Genomic DNA, 17,885 nt, shown 5'->3' on the forward strand with positions numbered 1-17,885 from the left:
AATGCGGTTCGAGCAATTACCGACACCATGTTTTGTTGTTGACGAGGCGCTTATTGAGAAAAACCTGAAAATCCTGAACGGTGTTATGCAGCGTACAGGTGCCAAAATCGTGCTGGCTCAAAAAGCATTCTCCATGACTGCGATGTATCCGCTGATTGGAGAATACCTGAGCGGTGCAACGGCAAGCGGTTTGTATGAAGCGCGTCTGGGCCATGAGGAAATGGGCAAAGAGAATCATGTCTTTGCTCCAGCATACCGCGCAGAAGAGATCGACGAGATTCTCTCCATCTGCGACCACATTATTTTCAACTCATTTTCACAGCTTGCAAAATTCAAGGATAAGGCGCTTCAAGCTGGCCGTAAGGTCGGCTTGCGCGTCAACCCTGAATGCTCTACCCAAGAAGGACACGAGATCTACGATCCGTGTTCTCCGGGTTCGCGTTTTGGCGCGAAACTGGAGGATTTCGATGCAGACTTGTTGGAAGGTGTCTCTGGACTTCACTTCCACACACTGTGTCAGCAAAACTCCGACGATCTGGAGACTACGCTGAATGCAGTGGTCGAGAAGTTCGGACAATGGTTGCCACAAATGGAATGGATCAACTTCGGTGGTGGACACCATATCACACGTGAAGATTATGATATTCCAAGACTGGAAGCATGCATCAAGCGTATGCAGAACGACTATGGTCTGGAAGTATATCTGGAGCCGGGAGAAGCTGTTGCGCTGAATGCGGGTTATCTGGTGACTTCTGTGCTGGACTTCCATAAGAACGGTATGGACATTGCCATTCTGGATACTTCAGCTACATGCCATATGCCGGATGTGCTGGAAATGCCATATCGCCCGCCGCTGATCGGTTCGGGAGAAGTGGGCGAGAAGGCTCATCTGTATCGCTTAGGTGGACAAACCTGTCTATCTGGTGACGTAATTGGGGATTATTCATTCGACCAGCCTTTGCAAGAAGGCGACCGTCTGGTATTCGAGGACATGGCGATTTACTCCATGGTGAAAACCAATACGTTCAACGGCATGCCGCTTCCAGCGATTGCAGTCAAAAGAAAAGACGGCGATTGCGAAGTTGTTCGCGAATTCGGATATCAGGATTTCAAAATGAGGCTGGCATAATTACTTCATTATATAGTAAGTATTAATATAGAATTGAAAATAAATACAAAGAAGGGAACCTGGAGACAGGTTCCCTTTTTAACGTTAACTGAAGTTTAACGATTACATTTAATGATGTTTATCAGTGAGGTTAGATGAATGTTTACCGGTATTGAGCCGACTTAGCTTCGACTTCAGTTTTCGGGTTAATTTTGTGGTTTCGAGGCTGCTCTCGCAGCGTATGGAAAGATCGGTTCTCTTAGTTCAAAGTCATATGTTAACCCATCCACAATGCCCACTACACTCTCACTGTCATACAACTCCAGCAAAAATCCAGCCATTTGTTCCGCTGTATGGAACTTGGGAACCCTGCCTTCATATTCAAACTCATCTACATTAAAGGAATGTTTCGCAAATTCCGTCTCGGTTGCAGCCGGAGCGAGCACCTTGGCCTGCATCGCTGCGTTCTTGCCTTTTAACTCTTGCGCAAGTCCTTCCGTAAAGGCACTAACATAGAACTTGGTTGCGCAGTAGGTTACTGCATCGGCTACAATCGTATATCCACCACCAGAGGAGATATTAATGATCTGTGTGCCATCAACATTTGCATAATCACGTACATACAGGGAAGAAAGAATCGTAAGAGCTTCTATATTAAGATGAAGCATTTGCTCAATCTTTGGCAGGTGTTGTTCGCCAACGGAAGCGAAATTCCCGAATCCGGCGTTGTTAATCCACGTCTCAATGGAGTAAGCCTGAAGACTCTCATAGAATTCATGCACATTAGCGGCAATGGACAAATCCACTGTACGAACGACAACATCCAGAGCAGGATTGATTTGAGCTACTTTTGCTTTTAATTTGTCCAATTCATCGGTTCTGCGTGCAGCCAGGATCATATTTTTGCCACGAGCTGCAAAAGCTAAAGTCGCTTCATATCCAATGCCTGAACTGGCACCGGTAATCACTGTATATTTCATGGGAATTCCTCCTGGATCTGATTTCATTTTTTATTGTGATGTGACCACGAGTTGATTATACTGATTAGAGCTTACTCTAAGTCAAGCGGGAAAATGGAGGGGAGGTTAACCATGCATACCATAGGTGAAGTGGCAGAATTACTCCATATCAGTGCACATACGTTGCGTTATTATGAGAAGGAACAGATTGTAACTCCTCTCCGAGATGCCAGTGGAGACAGGCGATACAACGAGTCACACCTGAAGTGGCTGCAATTTGTGATCAAATTAAAAGAGACTCAAATGCCCATTGCTATTATTAAGAAGTATGCGTCCTTGTTTAAGGAAGGGGAGCATACGGCGGCGGATCGTTTGAAGCTGCTGGAGGAGCATAAAGAGTCGATTCAAAAACAGATGCACATACTTAACACAGCAGATGAGATGCTTGAGCATAAAATTTCGTCGTATCGAACGCTCATCGGACAATGAACTAACACACACAAATGACGATCTATTGCCAAAACAGTGATTTTTATTATAGACTGTTTTTTATCGGTTGTTCATCAAGGGGGAAATGCAATGCATCAAAACAGAAAACAAAAGTCAAACAAGTTAAAGATCCTCTCCAAAGTATTATTGATTATCATTGGGGGATTTATAACGGCATATGGCCTGGAAGCCATATTGATCCCGAATAATGTCTCAGATGGTGGTGTCACAGGTCTAAGTATCGTAGGATCACAGTTGTTCGGATTACCACTGGGGATGCTCATCGGGATTATTAACATTCCATTTGTGTGGCTCGGGTATAAGCAAATCGGTAAAAGCTTCGCGTTATATTCCATCATCGGTATTGCTTCACTGGCAATCAGCACCAGTCTGATGCACCATGTACCAACCATCATTGAAGGCGATACCTTGCTTGTTACGGTTGTCGGCGGGATTATCATCGGTTTTGGTATGGGACTTGCATTACGTAATGGCGGGGCATTGGATGGCATAGATATGTTGGCTGTACTCCTTTCGCGAAAAGTACCTTTTGGAACCAGTGATCTCATCCTGTTCCTCAACATGTTTGTATTTATTGTCGTTTCTACCGTGTTTGGTCTGCAAGGCGCGATCTTGTCAGGACTTGCGTATTTTATTGCTTCTAAAGTAATACATATTGTTGAAGAGGGATTGAGCGGCTCCAAAACGTTTAAAATTATTACGAATCAACCTGAGATTATGGTGGAAACCATTCGGGACCGCTTAGGCCGTGGAGCAACGTATACCGAGGCTTACGGTGGCTACTCTAATGAGCAATTCAAGGAAATTACTTGTGTCATTAACCGGATGGAAGAGAGTAAAATTAAAGATATCATTCATGAAATTGACCCAACTGCTTTTGTAGTCGTATACGATGTAGCTGAAGTGAGAGGCGGCAATTTCAAAAAGAAAGATATTCACTGATTCCGAAAAACAAAATTAACTTATACGTAGTTAGTCAACCAGGAACTTCTGGTTGGCTTTTTTTGTATGTTCACAGCGTAACTTGGAGTTTTAACAGGCGGATTTTCTTGTCGGTTTGATACGAATATTTAAATTTGCAAATAAAATAAATGTGGTTTATTATTATATCAAATGATACAAATTACTATCATTATCGAATGTAAAAGTTGATTACAAAACGACAATATGAATGCAGAAGAGGAGAATGTTTTATGGCGTGGTTATTCCTTATTCTTGGAGGGATTTTAGAGGTAGGTTGGGCATTAGGTTTGTCATTCTCCGATGGTTTTTCGAAAATCGAGATTGTAATCCCCACGGTTATGTTAATGATTGGCAGCTTCTACTTCTTTGCAAAATCCACTAAAGTACTTCCTGTATCAACGGCTTATGCGGTGTTTACCGGACTTGGTTCATTTGGAACCGCAATTGTGGGAATGATTTTTTTGGGGGACTCCATAAGTGCAATCAAAATCGTGCTGGTCATGATATTAATCAGTTGCATCATCGGTCTGAAATTTGTTTCCAATGAACCTAAACCAAAGGCAGGTGTATAGATATGAGTTGGTTTTTCTTGATCTTAGCTGGTTTATTTGAAGTTGGCGGTGTAATATTTCTGAAACTTTCAGATGGATTCACCAAATTGAAACATACATTGATGTTCGCTATGTTTCTGGCATTAAGTTTCATTTTTCTTTCCCTGTCTTTGAGAGAGATCCCAATCAGCATTGGTTATGGAATCTGGACAGGTATTGGGGCATCGGGCAGTGTACTATTAGGGATGTATGTATTCAAAGAGCCCAAAAATGCTAAGAAGTTGGCTATCGTTAGTGGGATTATTGTCAGTATTGTGGGATTGAAACTAGTCTCTTAATTGTATAAATTAGCTGCACTAACAACGGAACGATATCCATCTCATATATATTCATGCATAAGTACAGCTCTCTTATGGAAAACTTCAGTAGTGCGAATTAAATTGCATGACTTCAAATGACTTCAAGTATGTATGGGAGGTTAGCATAGTGACAAAGCAGGACCCGCAAGAGCTTTTGAAGCAAAAACATGAACTGGATGAACAAAAAAGACAGTTCACTAATTTTTCCCGAAATATTTCAGGTCATGGTGAGGTTGAGGCTGGTCAAGAGTTCAGTGTTGACCGGGTACCAGATGATCAAAACCGTATGAAATCGGTTGAGAACAGACGCGGCGAAGTCTAAAACGTTACAACATAAGCTGATCCTTTATTGGATCGGCTTATTCGTGCGAAGCATTTTATTGAACAGGAAGATATATGTTGTAGTTGAGAATGATTATCGATAGAATGGAGAAAAGTGAAAGTATCCGCTGATTTTGCTGATGTTTTGCTAACTTAATGGGTTGTGGAAGGTGAAGGAAGAGATGCACGTAGAAGAGCATGTGAAGTTATGGAATCTGGCCTCAATTAAAATATGGGATGTGCGTCACGTCGTCGTGCGCGCTGGCGAACCCATCCATGCCTATCGATTTCCAATTAGCGGTTTTATATATACAGTTCGCGGCAATGCAACGATTACGCTGGATGACACGATGTACACGATCGATCAGATGCAAGTCTTACATGGAGGCAAGGGGGTTTGGATGAATATCTCCCTGAACGAGGATTCATTCGAATTTTATTTGATGTTTTACCGGGCTAATTTGTCGTTATCCAATACTCGTGAGAATCAAGCTCTGCTCAGGCAACATGTCCCGTTTCATGTGCAATATGCTTTCGCCCCAAGCTATCCCATTGACTTATATGATAAAGTCCAAAGAATAGAGCAACATTGGGAACGGACGGATGCGTTCTCGAAATTTCAGGTAAAGACGTTATTTTATCAATTTATTAATGAATTAATGAGGCAGTTAAGTGCACAAGGGATTGAGACTGCCAAGCCCGATCTGGTTGCTCAAGCCGTTCGTTATCTTCAAGAGAACTACATGTTGCCCGTTATGGTCGATCCGCTCGCAGAACTTCTGGATTGCAGTGCAGGGCATCTGTCGAGAACGTTCAAGAAAGAGACAGGCAGCAGTCTGATTACCTATTTAACTCGGATACGGATGTACAAAGCCAAGGAGCTCCTGTTGCACACAGATGCATCTCTTCAGAAGATTGCCGAGGCAATCGGCATTCCGGATGTGATCTATTTTAATCGTTTATTTAAAAAGCATGTTGGCCTTTCACCAGGTCGGTTCAAACAAAAATGTATCGCCCTGCCAACCGGTCAGAATAATGCTATCCAAGAATCAGAATTGTCCATTGTCAGTCCCATGCATCGCGGTTATGATCCTATTGATGATGATAATTATTATCAATACAACTCAAAAGGAGAATCACTTACATCTATGAGATCGAGAAAACCCGTTGCATTGCTTTTGATGCTCAGCCTTACATTATTAATATCAGCCTGTTCCCCTTCTCAGGGCAGTTCAGCAACAAGCAGTAATGGAACAAGCGGTAACAATGCTCCAACCACCGAAGTCGCGCAATCCACCGAATCAGCAGTACAGGAGCGTGTTGTTAAACATCCTTGGGGGGAAACTGTCATCAAAGGTGATCCTCAGCATATTATTTCGTTGTTCCCGGCTGCAACTGACTATTTGTTAGCACTCGGTATTGTACCCCAGGCAGCATCCAGTAATGAGGAGGGGAGTGATGAGTTTCCTACCTACCTGTCCGATCAACTACAAGGAAAAGAAAATCTGGGCTGGCAGGTTGATCCCAACTACGAAAGCATATTGGCGGCAGAGCCAGACCTGATTATCGGTCAGGATTTCATGAGTGATGCCTATGACAGCCTCAGCAAAATTGCGCCTACCTTGCTGGCAGAGAAGCTGCAGGACGAGCAAGGTATTATTCGTATGAAGACAAGCCTGTTACATATGGGAGATATGTTAGGGAAGACGGATCAGGCCAAACAGGTCATTGAAGAATACGAAAAGAAGGCTGCAGAAGCCCGTGAGAAAATCAAGCAATCCATCGGAGACGAGACCGTGATGTTCCTGCGTTTATCCGATAAAGAAGTGCGTTATTACAGTAAAAGAAACTATGAGGTTCTGTACGACGATCTAGGCCTGACACCTCCTGTATCCATACCTGACCCGACAGATTCAATGAAAGTAATCTCCATGGAGTCGTTACCATCGATTAATCCGGATCATATTTTCCTGTTGTCATCAGACGAGAATGAAACGACAGAATTGCAAAAAACAGCAGTGTGGAAGAGCCTGAATGCTGTTAAAAACAACAATGTCTACATCGTTGACTACGGCTTGTGGTTCCAAGGTCCAGGAGGACCCATTGGACAGAGCAAGATTATAGAAGAAGCGGTGAGTTTCCTTACCCAATAAGAAAACAAGACAGGAGGACGATCCCCCTTATGGAAACGTCTGTAATGGAAAAGATTATTCGTGAACGAAGAACCATTCGTCAGTTCAATGGCAAACCGCTGGCGAAAGAAACGATCATGCACTTGCTGGAAGCGGCCGTGTGGGCACCTGTTCATTCCCGTAAAGAGCCATGGCGCTTCATATTATTTGTAGAAGAAGGTCGGAAGCAATTTGCTGATGCGGTGCTACATACGTTCTCCAAAGATGAGCGGGAGCGCTGGACAGAGAAGTTGCAAAAGGACTATTGCGAATCTATCCAAGCCCATCTGCTGGTTGTGATTGAGGCTGATCCGAGACAACGGGTATGGGAAGATGCTGTGGGGGCTAGTGCTGCCCTTATTCAAAATATTCAACTCCTGGCATGGGAGCAGGATATCGGCGTAGTGTGGAAGACGAATGAATATAATTTTGACCCTGATTTCTACGCCAAGACAGGTGTAAAAGCAGGGGAGAGAATCATTGGCACACTTCATCTGGGGTATTTTGATACAAACAAGGTTCCCAAACCTCGTCCTCGCACACCCGTAGAAGAATTGATGACCTTTGTCTCCACGGCAAGAGCAGAAGTACAGTAGTAGTGATACTTCATACGGTTCCGAGCTGTGAAGCGAACTCATTGTAAGCCGCGAACATAGCGGCTTTTTTGCATAATTGAATATCGATGTTGATTGGATGTCAGACATTGAGGAGTTCAAACTGTTTCTGATTAACGTTATCTCACACTGCCTGCCAAATCATGAACGAAGTGAAATACAAATTCGGCGGTCAATAAATGGATGGTTGAGGCCATTTAGGTGGTGGTCAATCCTTGTAAAAGGTCGTATATTAATAATATGTCGATTGTGGGAGTGAACATGTACCACATCGCAAAATGATAAACGATTTTACATAGAAGGACGGGAAAAAATGGACTTTAAACCGCTTGCTTCATTTATCGACCGCATTACATCCTGGCGTATACCGTGGGCAGAAGTGCTGGTGATGCATCGAAATGATACCGTTTTCCATTATCGTAATGGATACGCCAATCTGGAAGAGAAAACACCGATCGGTGATGGAGCGATCTTCAATCTATACTCCATGACCAAAATTATGACCTGCGTGGCAGGATTGCAACTGGTTGAGAGAGGTGAAATGCTGCTAAGCGACCCACTGTCTGATTATCTGCCAGAGTATGCTGAGATGACGGTAAAGAAAACGATGGCGAACGGCGAGATCCGGCTGGAAAAGGCGACAAGAGCCATTACAGTACGTGATTTGTTCACCATGACTGCCGGGTTCTCGTATGACGTGGGTAGTCCGAGCATTCAGGAAGCTGTAAAAAGCACCGACGGAACACTGCCAACACGTGATTTCGCGAGAGCGCTTGCAAAAGAACCGTTGTTGTTTGAACCAGGGACACACTGGAATTACAGCATGTGCCATGATGTGCTAGGAGCGTTGGTGGAAGTGGTAAGTGGCAAACGTTTTGGTACGTATCTGCGAGACGAAATTACTGGACCCCTTGGCATGAACGATACAGCATTTAATCTGAACGATGAGCAGCAGAAGCGCCTGATTCCACAGTATGCTTACAATGATGAGCTTGAAAAGGCTGTACGTTTGGACGGCAATGGATTCCGTGTGGGTACCGAGCTGGAAAGCGGCGGTGCAGGGTTGCTATCAACCGTTAGCGATTATGCACGTTTTCTGAACGCGCTTACTGGGCATGGTACGAGTCCCGAAGGCGTGCGCATTCTGTCACAAGCTTCAATGGAACTGATGCGAACGGACCACCTGAACGAGATGACTCGTGCTGATTATTCCTGGGATCATATGTATGGATACGGCTATGGACTGGGTGTTCGCACACATATCTCCAAAGCAGGAAGCGGCTCACTGAGTCCAATTGGCGAATTTGGATGGAGCGGCGCTGCTGGTTGTATGGCTATTATTGATCCGGATTCAGAGCTTACAGTTATGTATGCACAGCACCTGCTGAATAGTCAGGAACCATACGTTCAACGACGCTTACGTAATGTGGTTTACTCCTGTCTATAAATCATATCGTATTCGAAGTTACTTGAAGAGCCGCTAAATAGCGGCTTTTTTATGTTATATGAGTTGTAATCTATTCATTAGATTGTTATTTCTTTATTAGAAAGGGTATGTTATCATTCTTAGGAAAATAGTACTAGTAGGAGGATATGCTTATTGAACATGAACTTAAATTATTTACATAGTTTGATCAAGATTACACGCTAGCAAGTACCTATTTGAATGTTGAGATTGTGCACGATTTAAAATTAGAAAAGAGTTGTTAGATTGTTATTTTTTTTACTCAAAGGAGAGTCATCGATGATACACCCTAAACACAACGCAAAATGGGCTTCTCTGGCCTTACTTACCTTAATCGCCTATGTTCTGAGCGCATTGCTCCTGCTACCGTCCAATGCCGCTGCCAAAGGAGAGCAAATCTCCGCCAAACAGCTCGAAAGTATGAGCCGGCTTTCATTTACGCTTCGTGATGCCAAACAAACGGCTTACACCGTTTATATTTTCGCTTATGATGAACAGAAGAGCACGCTGACTGAAGAAAATGGCTGGACCAACAATAAAAAAGGCGACAAGAGTTATTCAGGCACGTATCGTGCAGCCTTGCTGAAAAAAGGTGCAGCATACGGAACTGTTCAGGCAGCTAAACTGGATCTGAATACGATTATTTTGCCTCAAACCTGGAACTTCGTTGTGAAAAGCAAAGAGGCTAGTACACCAGACATGCTGATGATCACCGATTGGGGAACTTCTAATTTTAATGAGGTGAAAACGTATATTGTTCGTTCCGGGGAATTGCGCCGTGTAACATATGTCGATAATAAGGGGAAAAAAATCGACGATTCCTACTCTGCAAGCAGAGATGATGGAATCCGTACTCTTTCAGGTGCCCGAGTACAGTTCAAAAATTACAACAACCTTCAATTTGTCTATGGAGTTGATACGTTTAAGCTGAATGTGAACAAATTGGAATTACGGTTGGAAGATACGCGTAACCTTCGTTCAGAAGCTTGGCCAAACTCGGGTGTTGGCGATCGCGCTTACCTGAAAAGCCTAAAGGAAGCCGCTTTAAAGGGTGTGCTGCCAGGCCGGACGGACATCAAGATTGGTATGACGCTTCAAAATGCGCAAAAAAAGCTGGGGAAACCCAATTCTCGTTCAAACGGGGAATGGGGAGCGTACTATTTTTATTCTAAATTCGGCGTCGGGTTTGATTCATACATGCACGAGCTTACCAATAAATCACGTATTGCCGTTTTTGATTTGTACAATGAAAAGCAGAATCTTTCACCACGGAATGTGAAAATATGGATGGGAAAACCTTCCTCAGAATATTACAATGAAGTCGTGGTTGGTTATGAGATGGTATACCAATTGGGTAATCACGCCATTGTATTCACTTATGAGGAAGAAGAGGACTTGATTGATTTTACGAGTATATATTAAGCTATAACATCGTAAGAAACAAAAGTGTATCGTATTCTTATTTACAAAAAAAGCCGCTGATTAGCGGCTTTTTTGTTATCCATGAGATGGACGGTTGTCTATTTTATGGAGTGTTATTAGAGCTTTGCACAGAACGTACACGATTGACTAAATAAATGCCAACCGACACGAATAGTAATGCAGCCAGATTTTTCAGTTCCAAGATCGTTTCCCCTAGGAATAACGCCGATAACAATGCGCCAAACACAGGGATTAGGAAGTTATAGACAGACACTCTTCCCACCTTGTTATACTTGAGAAGCATATTCCATAGACAAAATGCGACAGATGACAGCAAAGCTAGGTAGATTAAGTTACTGGTGGATTCCAGGGTGAAATGAGTAACCCGACCGCCGAGTGATAGACCTAACAGCGTAAGTACCAGTCCCCCAACGAACAGGCTGACACCTGTTATGATCAGAACATCAATCGTAGCGGTGAGACGTTTTGCGTAAAGGGCCGTAACGGAAAAAACAAGTGCTGCTATAATAACAAACCCTTCGCCTGTGAATGAAAAGGAAAAAGCAAGCAGATCCGTATGGAAGTTTACGATGATTACACCAATGAATCCGAGCAAGCAGCCAACGATTTTATTTCTGCTTAATTTGTCGTTTTTATAGATGAAATGGGCCAGAACAACACTGAAAAAGGTCGTAGTTGCGTTCATAATAGAGCCTTTGACACCTGTCGTATTGGCTACGCCAACGTAGAAAAACATATATTGCAAACCGGTTTGCAATATACCTAACAAGATGAGGCCTGTCCACTGGGGCTTGGTTAATTGGAGCTTCTGTTTTCTAACGATACGAGACAGGAGCAAGAGCAGCATACCCGCCAGTGTAAACCGGTATCCTGCAAATACATACTTGGAAGCAATATCTTCCGGAATTATGTTAAATGCAATATATCCAAGTTTGATGGATGGGTACGCACTTCCCCATAACAAGCAACATAGGCTTGCCACGAGCATGACAAAAATGGGATCACTAAACTTACTTGGTTTCTCAAGGGTATTTCTCTCTATCACTTTCGATCTTCTCCTCGCATTTCATGCACATATGTATGTACGAATCTAATATCTTCACTGACCATATCACATAACGCCAATGTTTGTAATGATAATTAATAAACCGCTCCCCAGGTGGTAAGAATATCAAGAAGGAACGGTTTATGAGGAGCCTTGGTTATAGATTTCTTTCTAATAAGATCCCAACTTGTTCTGCGACAATGTGAGGTTGCCGGGGTAATCCATTCGTGAAATAGGATTCCACGATACCAACGATTGCTGTACCAAAGAACGTGAGAATAACTTCTTTCGTTAGTCCTTTATTTTTGCCCTCCGTTACATTCACCTCATCTTCCAGTTCTTCAATGACGAGTGCCAGGAAGCGATTGCGGAAAAAAGGGGCTCCTTTACTCAGTAACATAGCCGAGAAGAATGAATAATGAACTTCAAAATAATCGAACCAAAGTACATTGCTTTCTATAAAATCCAGATCGGATGCTTCTTTGCACAATCTTCTTAGTTCATCAATATGTTCTTCAATTAATTTATCCAGCAAGTCAAATTTGTCCGAATAGTGATGGTATATCGTTCTGCGGCCGACATTTGCATGATCAGAGATATCTTGCATCGTAATGGTATCAAAAGGTTTCTCGTTCATGAGTTTGATAAAAGCGGATTTGATCGCTTCCTGAGACTTTAGTATTCTTCGATCTGTAATAGAAACGATAGTAATCACCATTCTTTCCAGAGAGTAATTGCACAAATGTTGTTTCCTTGCGCCATAAGGCACAGATCTGCATCATTTGATCCTTGCAGAGGCAGTGCAATTATTTTATATTATACACGAATGTGCGATATCGCACGTATGTGTGTAATCATATTTAGGTCAACATAGGAGCAGGACGCATTAATCAATAAGATCACATTGGAGGAAATAAAATGGCTAAACATGAAGAAGTTAAAGATGGAGTGATATTCCCGGTAGGAGAAAAAAACGAAGCATTTTCGCAATATTTCATAGGGCAAAGTTATCTCCAATCCTTGGTTGCTGATCCCAAAGTGAATGTGGGTGTTGGGAATGTAACGTTTGAACCGGGATGCAGAAATAACTGGCATATCCATCGCGGTGGATTTCAGCTGTTGTTAGTGACTGGTGGGGAAGGTTGGTATCAGGAAGAAGGAAAACCTGCTCAATTCCTAAAAGCCGGCGATGTTATTGTGACTCATGATGGTATAAAACACTGGCATGGGGCCGCTAAAGATAGTTGGTTTGAACACATTGCAATCACTGCGGGTACACCGGAATGGTTGGAACCTGTTACAGATGAAGTATACGGGGAGTTATAAAATAAACGCTATGAATTGATTTATTCGAAAATGTTAATCCTAATTTGTTAAATTAAAGGCTAGTTAAGTTCAGCGAGATTGCTGATTCTTATGTTGATCTGGGTGCCATCACTCTGAATTTTAATCGAGTGATGGCTCTTTACATCTATGAAGTATCAATCTCCCTGGCAGGAAGAAACCATGATATAGATGGATTCCAGTGCACTTTATGTATACTTGGAGAAATTTCCAGAATGAAAACGCTTGTCAAATTGAAAATAATATGATAATTTAATGTCTGTAACCGGTTACACATAGAGGAGAGCAACTTATGACAACAATTAAAGACGTAGCTCAACTGGCTGGCGTATCTGTTGCCACCGTATCCAGAGTCATTAATGATAGAGGTTATGTTCATGCGGACACACGCAAGAAAGTGGAAGATGCTGTGAAGGCGCTTAACTTTTCGCCAAATGAAGTGGCTCGCTCATTATATAAGCGTAAATCCAAACTGATTGGCCTGTTGTTGCCGGATATTACGAACCCTTACTTCCCGCAGTTGGCCCGCGGCGTAGAGGACCGGATGCAGGAGCAGGATTACAGACTGATATTTGGAAATAGTGATGAGGATGAACGGAAGGAGCAGGATTACATCCAGACGTTTATCCAGAACAACGTGGTTGGTGTGATCTCTTCAACGAACTACCCTCATTCTTCAATATATGAAAAACTGAAGATTCCCGTGGTGTTTCTGGACAGAACTTCACTGGATCGTCCATCCGTGTATGCGGATGGCAGGGAAGGTGGAAGACTAGCGGCAAGGGAGATTATCAAACGCGGCAGTCGCCGGATCACAGTTATGCAGGGACCGTCACAGATCAGACCCGCTCAAGATCGTTTTGAAGGAGCGATTGAAATCATCCGTGATGCTGGGTTAGACTACCGGGTAATCCAGACGACCTCATTTTCAATTAACGAGGCAGGGGTATGGGCTGAAGAATTATTCAGAAAGTACGCGGACACAGACGGCGTCATTGCCAGCAATGACATCGCAGCCATGGCAGTACTGCATGAGGCATCACGGATTGGAAGAAAGGTTCCTGATGACGTACAAGTGATTGGTTTCGATGATATTCCGATGAGCAGCCTGTTATCGCCGGCATTGTCCACCATTCATCAGCCAGCATACGAGATGGGAAGAGAAGCGGCGGGATTACTTATCCAGCTTGTGGAACAAGCTGCAGTAGAGAACAAAAACATACAGTTGCCCGTAAGTTTCATCGAACGGGGCACTACGAGAAAGGTGAGATCAGATGGCTAAAATATGTGTAATTGGAAGCAGTTCGATGGATCTGGTTGTTACTTCGTCAAGACGGCCGGGGGCGGGTGAAACCGTTCTTGGCGATAGCTTCAAAACGGTTCCAGGTGGCAAAGGAGCCAATCAGGCTGTTGCCGCTGCACGACTGGGTGCCGAGGTTGCGATGATCGGCCGGGTAGGCGAAGATGCCTTTGGCAAAGATATTTTAGAGAACTTTAGAGCAAATGCTGTAAATACGCAAAATGTGAAACCGGTTACACATTTAGAAAGTGGAACGGCTCATATCATTCTGGCAGAAGGTGATAATAGTATCGTAGTGGTTGAAGCGGCGAATCGGGAAGTCACTCCTGCATATGTCGATGAAGCAGCTGAAGTGATCCGCGATGCAGATATCGTATTAATTCAGCAGGAAATTCCGGAGGAAACGGTTGTGCATGTGAGTGCATTGTGTGCAGAATTCGGAACACCGCTACTGCTTAATCCCGCTCCGGCGAGAACATTGCCGCAAGAAGTGATCGACAATGCCGCATATATCACGCCGAACGAGCATGAAGCTGAGATTTTGTTTCAGGGCATGAGTCCGGCACAGGCATTACGTCAGTATCCAAACAAGTTGTTCATCACGGAGGGCAGTAAAGGTGTACGTTACTTTGATGGCACTGAAGAAATTCTAGTCCCAACTTATAAAGTTGAGGCTGTCGATACTACTGGGGCAGGGGATACGTTCAATGCCGCATTTGCAGTTGCTTTGGCTGAAGGAAAAGCGTTACAAGAGAGTATACGCTTCGCCAATCGGGCTGCATCGTTGTCCGTTACCAAGTTCGGTGCGCAGGGCGGCATGCCAACGCGTGATGAAGTAGAGGAGAGCTTGTAATGAAAAGAAATGGCATGTTGAATAGTCACATTTCCAAGATTCTGTCTGATCTGGGCCATACGGACATGATTGCGATTGCGGATGCAGGTCTGCCGGTACCGGACGGGGTACTCAAAATCGATCTGGCCCTCAAACTGGGAACACCAAGTTTTCGCGAAGTGGTGGAAGCGATCGCTGAAGATATGGTCATTGAGAAAGTCATTGTGGCTGAAGAGATTTGCGAAGGCAATCCCGTAGCTATGCAATTCATCACAGAAAAATTCGGAGTAGAAGCAATCGAAGCTTCCGTCAGCCATGAACAATTCAAAGCATTAACCCGGCAGGTGAAGGCGGTCATCCGCACAGGTGAAGCCACACCCTATGCTAATTGCATTTTACAATCGGGAGTCCATTTCGGTTAAAAGGAGGTTGCGTAATGCACATTCAGATGCAAGACATTCATAAAGCGTTTGGAACGAATCAGGTGCTGAGCGGAGTGGATTTTGAACTAAAAGATGGTGAAGTTCATGCCCTGATGGGGGAGAATGGAGCCGGCAAATCCACGCTGATGAATATTCTGATTGGTCTTCATCAGCGTGATCAGGGAACCATCACCATAGACGGAGAAGAAAACTATTTTGCAAGTCCGAAGGAAGCCGAGAAACTGGGTATCACATTCATACATCAGGAGCTGAATGTATGGCCTGAAATGACGGTGCTGGATAATCTCTTTATTGGTAAGGAACTGACATCATCGTTCGGGTTGCTTAATACAAGACAAATGAAAACGCTTGCCAAAGAACAGTTCGCGAAGCTTTCCGTAGACATACCACTGGAACGTCCTGCGGGAGAGTGCTCTGTCGGGCAGCAACAGATGATTGAAATTGCCAAAGCGCTAATGACAGATGCCAAGGTCATCATTATGGACGAGCCAACAGCAGCACTTACGGAGCGTGAGATCCAAAAGCTGTTTGGTGTAATCAGCTCGCTGAAGAAGGAAGGCGTATCCATCGTGTATATTTCTCACCGAATGGAGGAGATATTCACGATCTGTGACCGGATTACCATCATGCGTGACGGAAGAACGGTAGACACACAGGCTATTCCACAGACAAGCTTTGATGAAGTGGTGCGGAAAATGGTAGGTCGTGAACTTACCGAGCGTTATCCTGTCCGTAATCCTTCTTATGGAGAAGTTGTCCTCGAAGTAAGGAATGCAAGCAGCAAAGGTCTATTCGAGAATATTAACTTCACTGTGAGAGCGGGGGAAATACTCGGTTTCTCAGGACTCATGGGTTCTGGACGAACAGAGATCATGAGAACCATCTTTGGTTTGGATACGTTGGATAGCGGTGAAATCTTCATCCGCGGCAAAAAAGCGAACATTCGTAAACCGGCAGATGCAGTGAAATATGGAATTGGGTTTATTACTGAAGACCGCAAGGATGAGGGGCTGGTACTAGACTTCTCTATTCGCGAGAATATGGCGTTGCCAAATCTGTTCAGTTTCTCAAGCAAAGGTTTCATCTCAACTTCAAAAGAACAAGACTTCGTAGATACACTGATCAAACGTCTACAGATCAAAACACAATCCTCCGAAACGGCAGCAAGGAATCTATCCGGGGGGAACCAGCAGAAGGTGGTTATTGCGAAATGGGTTGGTATCGGTCCAAGCGTACTTATCCTGGATGAACCCACACGCGGAGTGGATGTCGGAGCGAAGCGCGAAATCTATGAATTGATGAATGAACTGACAGACCGCGGTGTTGCAATCATCATGGTATCGTCGGAGCTACCTGAAGTGCTCGGCATGAGTGACCGGATCGCGGTTGTGCATGAGGGACACATCAGTGGCGAGGTTGCAAGGGAAGTAGCAACACAAGAACACATAATGACATTGGCCACAGGGGGACAGTGATATGACAACAATGCAGGAAAACAAAACGGCTAAAAGCGGATTCCGTTTCTCAAACGTGATACAAAAATTGGGACCGCTGCTTGGCTTAATCATTCTTATTCTCATCGTATCGGTGTTGAATCCAAGTTTCTTGGAACCGCTTAATATCTTGAATTTATTGCGTCAAGTCTCGATTAATGCGCTGATTGCCTTTGGTATGACGTTTGTTATCCTGACGGGTGGAATTGATCTGTCGGTCGGCTCAATCCTGGCTTTATCCAGTGCTTTTGTAGCAAATATGATGTTGTCTGGTCTCGATCCGATCTTGTCCATCATTATTGGTGTAGCACTCGGTGGTGTCATGGGTATGGTGAACGGACTAATGATCACCAAAGGTAAAATGGCTCCGTTTATCGCTACATTGGCAACCATGACGATATTCAGAGGACTAACATTGGTGTACACCAATGGTAATCCAATTACAGGACTCGGGGATAACCTGTTGTTCCAACTGTTTGGCCGCGGTTACCTGCTGGGCATTCCGGTACCTGCAATTACGATGCTGATTACCTTCATGATTCTGTGGATTGTTTTGCATAAAACGGCTTTTGGCCGCAAAACGTATGCCATCGGCGGTAATGAGAAAGCTTCCATTATCTCGGGTATCAAAGTAAATCGCGTGAAAATTATGATTTATTCCCTGACAGGTATGCTCGCTGCTCTGGCAGGTGCAATTCTGACATCGCGTTTGAATTCAGCACAACCAACGGCAGGTACATCCTACGAGCTGGATGCGATCGCAGCAGTTGTATTGGGTGGTACAAGTCTTGCTGGAGGACGCGGACGCATCGTTGGTACACTAATCGGTGTTCTGATTATCGGCGTGTTGAATAATGGATTGAACTTGCTTGAAGTAAACTCATTTTATCAAATGGTTGTAAAAGGTATCGTCATTGCCATTGCTGTCCTGTTGGACCGCAAGAAAACAGCATAAGGAGAGAAG

General features: G+C 44.0%; 19 protein-coding genes. 16 read left to right on the forward strand and 3 right to left on the reverse strand.

The annotated features are described in order from the left end of the window. The first annotated feature begins 1 nt into the window (after window position 1). Window positions 2–1,129 (forward strand): carboxynorspermidine decarboxylase, encoded by a 1,128-nt coding sequence (gene nspC, locus MKY44_RS13110; RefSeq protein ID WP_062834375.1) that lies wholly within the window; start codon window positions 2–4, stop codon window positions 1,127–1,129. 185 nt (window positions 1,130–1,314) lie between these two features. Here the strand turns inward: nspC and MKY44_RS13115 are convergent, their stop codons facing one another. Beyond that, on the reverse strand, window positions 1,315–2,088 hold the full coding sequence (locus tag MKY44_RS13115) for an SDR family NAD(P)-dependent oxidoreductase (protein WP_341007409.1): 774 nt from the start codon (window positions 2,086–2,088) through the stop codon (window positions 1,315–1,317). 111 nt (window positions 2,089–2,199) lie between these two features. Between MKY44_RS13115 and MKY44_RS13120 the strand changes: the two genes are divergently transcribed. The 9 genes from MKY44_RS13120 (at window position 2,200) to MKY44_RS13160 (ending at window position 10,443) form a co-directional block, all read left to right on the forward strand. Beyond that, the gene (locus MKY44_RS13120; protein WP_253508360.1) at window positions 2,200–2,556 is read left to right on the forward strand and encodes a MerR family transcriptional regulator; all 357 of its coding nucleotides are present in this window, start codon (window positions 2,200–2,202) and stop codon (window positions 2,554–2,556) included. Between the two features lie 90 nt (window positions 2,557–2,646). Beyond that, the gene (locus tag MKY44_RS13125) at window positions 2,647–3,519 is read left to right on the forward strand and encodes a YitT family protein (RefSeq protein ID WP_036670902.1); all 873 of its coding nucleotides are present in this window, start codon (window positions 2,647–2,649) and stop codon (window positions 3,517–3,519) included. A 251-nt stretch (window positions 3,520–3,770) separates the two neighbouring features. Beyond that, window positions 3,771–4,112: a DMT family transporter gene (locus tag MKY44_RS13130; protein ID WP_341007410.1), complete on the forward strand. Its 342-nt coding sequence runs from the start codon at window positions 3,771–3,773 to the stop codon at window positions 4,110–4,112. 2 nt (window positions 4,113–4,114) lie between these two features. After that, window positions 4,115–4,429 carry a DMT family transporter gene (locus MKY44_RS13135; RefSeq protein ID WP_338708805.1) on the forward strand — a complete coding sequence of 105 codons (315 nt, stop codon included), beginning with the start codon at window positions 4,115–4,117 and terminating at the stop codon, window positions 4,427–4,429. A 148-nt stretch (window positions 4,430–4,577) separates the two neighbouring features. Then, on the forward strand, window positions 4,578–4,772 hold the full coding sequence (locus MKY44_RS13140) for a hypothetical protein (RefSeq protein WP_017688524.1): 195 nt from the start codon (window positions 4,578–4,580) through the stop codon (window positions 4,770–4,772). Window positions 4,773–4,953: 181 nt separating this feature from the next. Then, complete coding sequence (locus MKY44_RS13145; RefSeq protein ID WP_341007411.1) at window positions 4,954–6,924, forward strand: AraC family transcriptional regulator; 1,971 nt, start codon at window positions 4,954–4,956, stop codon at window positions 6,922–6,924. 29 nt (window positions 6,925–6,953) lie between these two features. Beyond that, window positions 6,954–7,538 carry a nitroreductase family protein gene (locus MKY44_RS13150; RefSeq protein ID WP_017688522.1) on the forward strand — a complete coding sequence of 195 codons (585 nt, stop codon included), beginning with the start codon at window positions 6,954–6,956 and terminating at the stop codon, window positions 7,536–7,538. 331 nt (window positions 7,539–7,869) lie between these two features. Continuing rightward, entirely contained in the window at window positions 7,870–9,003 is a 1,134-nt protein-coding gene (locus MKY44_RS13155) for a serine hydrolase domain-containing protein (RefSeq protein WP_341007412.1), read from the forward strand. Window positions 9,004–9,300: 297 nt separating this feature from the next. Further along, entirely contained in the window at window positions 9,301–10,443 is a 1,143-nt protein-coding gene (locus MKY44_RS13160; RefSeq protein WP_341007413.1) for a DUF4309 domain-containing protein, read from the forward strand. Between the two features lie 103 nt (window positions 10,444–10,546). Here the strand turns inward: MKY44_RS13160 and MKY44_RS13165 are convergent, their stop codons facing one another. Continuing rightward, complete coding sequence (locus MKY44_RS13165; protein ID WP_341007414.1) at window positions 10,547–11,509, reverse strand: DMT family transporter; 963 nt, start codon at window positions 11,507–11,509, stop codon at window positions 10,547–10,549. 157 nt (window positions 11,510–11,666) lie between these two features. Beyond that, window positions 11,667–12,227 carry a TetR/AcrR family transcriptional regulator gene (locus MKY44_RS13170; RefSeq protein WP_100526221.1) on the reverse strand — a complete coding sequence of 187 codons (561 nt, stop codon included), beginning with the start codon at window positions 12,225–12,227 and terminating at the stop codon, window positions 11,667–11,669. Between the two features lie 200 nt (window positions 12,228–12,427). On the opposite strand from MKY44_RS13170, the gene MKY44_RS13175 reads away from it, so the two are divergent. The 6 genes from MKY44_RS13175 to MKY44_RS13200 all read left to right on the forward strand — a co-directional run bounded on the left by MKY44_RS13175 (window position 12,428) and on the right by MKY44_RS13200 (window position 17,876). Beyond that, window positions 12,428–12,835 carry a cupin domain-containing protein gene (locus MKY44_RS13175; RefSeq protein WP_341007415.1) on the forward strand — a complete coding sequence of 136 codons (408 nt, stop codon included), beginning with the start codon at window positions 12,428–12,430 and terminating at the stop codon, window positions 12,833–12,835. A gap of 310 nt (window positions 12,836–13,145) precedes the next feature. Continuing rightward, complete coding sequence (locus tag MKY44_RS13180) at window positions 13,146–14,135, forward strand: LacI family DNA-binding transcriptional regulator (RefSeq protein ID WP_341007416.1); 990 nt, start codon at window positions 13,146–13,148, stop codon at window positions 14,133–14,135. After that, window positions 14,128–15,006: a ribokinase gene (gene rbsK, locus MKY44_RS13185; protein WP_341007417.1), complete on the forward strand. Its 879-nt coding sequence runs from the start codon at window positions 14,128–14,130 to the stop codon at window positions 15,004–15,006. The genes MKY44_RS13180 and rbsK overlap by 8 nt, the downstream gene beginning before the upstream one ends. Then, window positions 15,006–15,407, forward strand: coding sequence for a D-ribose pyranase (gene rbsD, locus MKY44_RS13190; RefSeq protein ID WP_341007418.1), 402 nt, complete (start codon window positions 15,006–15,008; stop codon window positions 15,405–15,407). Before rbsK ends, rbsD begins: the two co-directional genes overlap by 1 nt. Window positions 15,408–15,421: 14 nt before the next feature. Further along, complete coding sequence (locus MKY44_RS13195) at window positions 15,422–16,903, forward strand: sugar ABC transporter ATP-binding protein (RefSeq protein WP_341007420.1); 1,482 nt, start codon at window positions 15,422–15,424, stop codon at window positions 16,901–16,903. A gap of 10 nt (window positions 16,904–16,913) precedes the next feature. Then, entirely contained in the window at window positions 16,914–17,876 is a 963-nt protein-coding gene (locus MKY44_RS13200; protein WP_370511443.1) for an ABC transporter permease subunit, read from the forward strand. Window positions 17,877–17,885 lie beyond the last annotated feature (9 nt).

This window comes from Paenibacillus sp. FSL R7-0026 (genome assembly GCF_038004485.1).
Classification (GTDB): Bacteria; Bacillota; Bacilli; order Paenibacillales; family Paenibacillaceae; genus Paenibacillus; species Paenibacillus xylanexedens_A.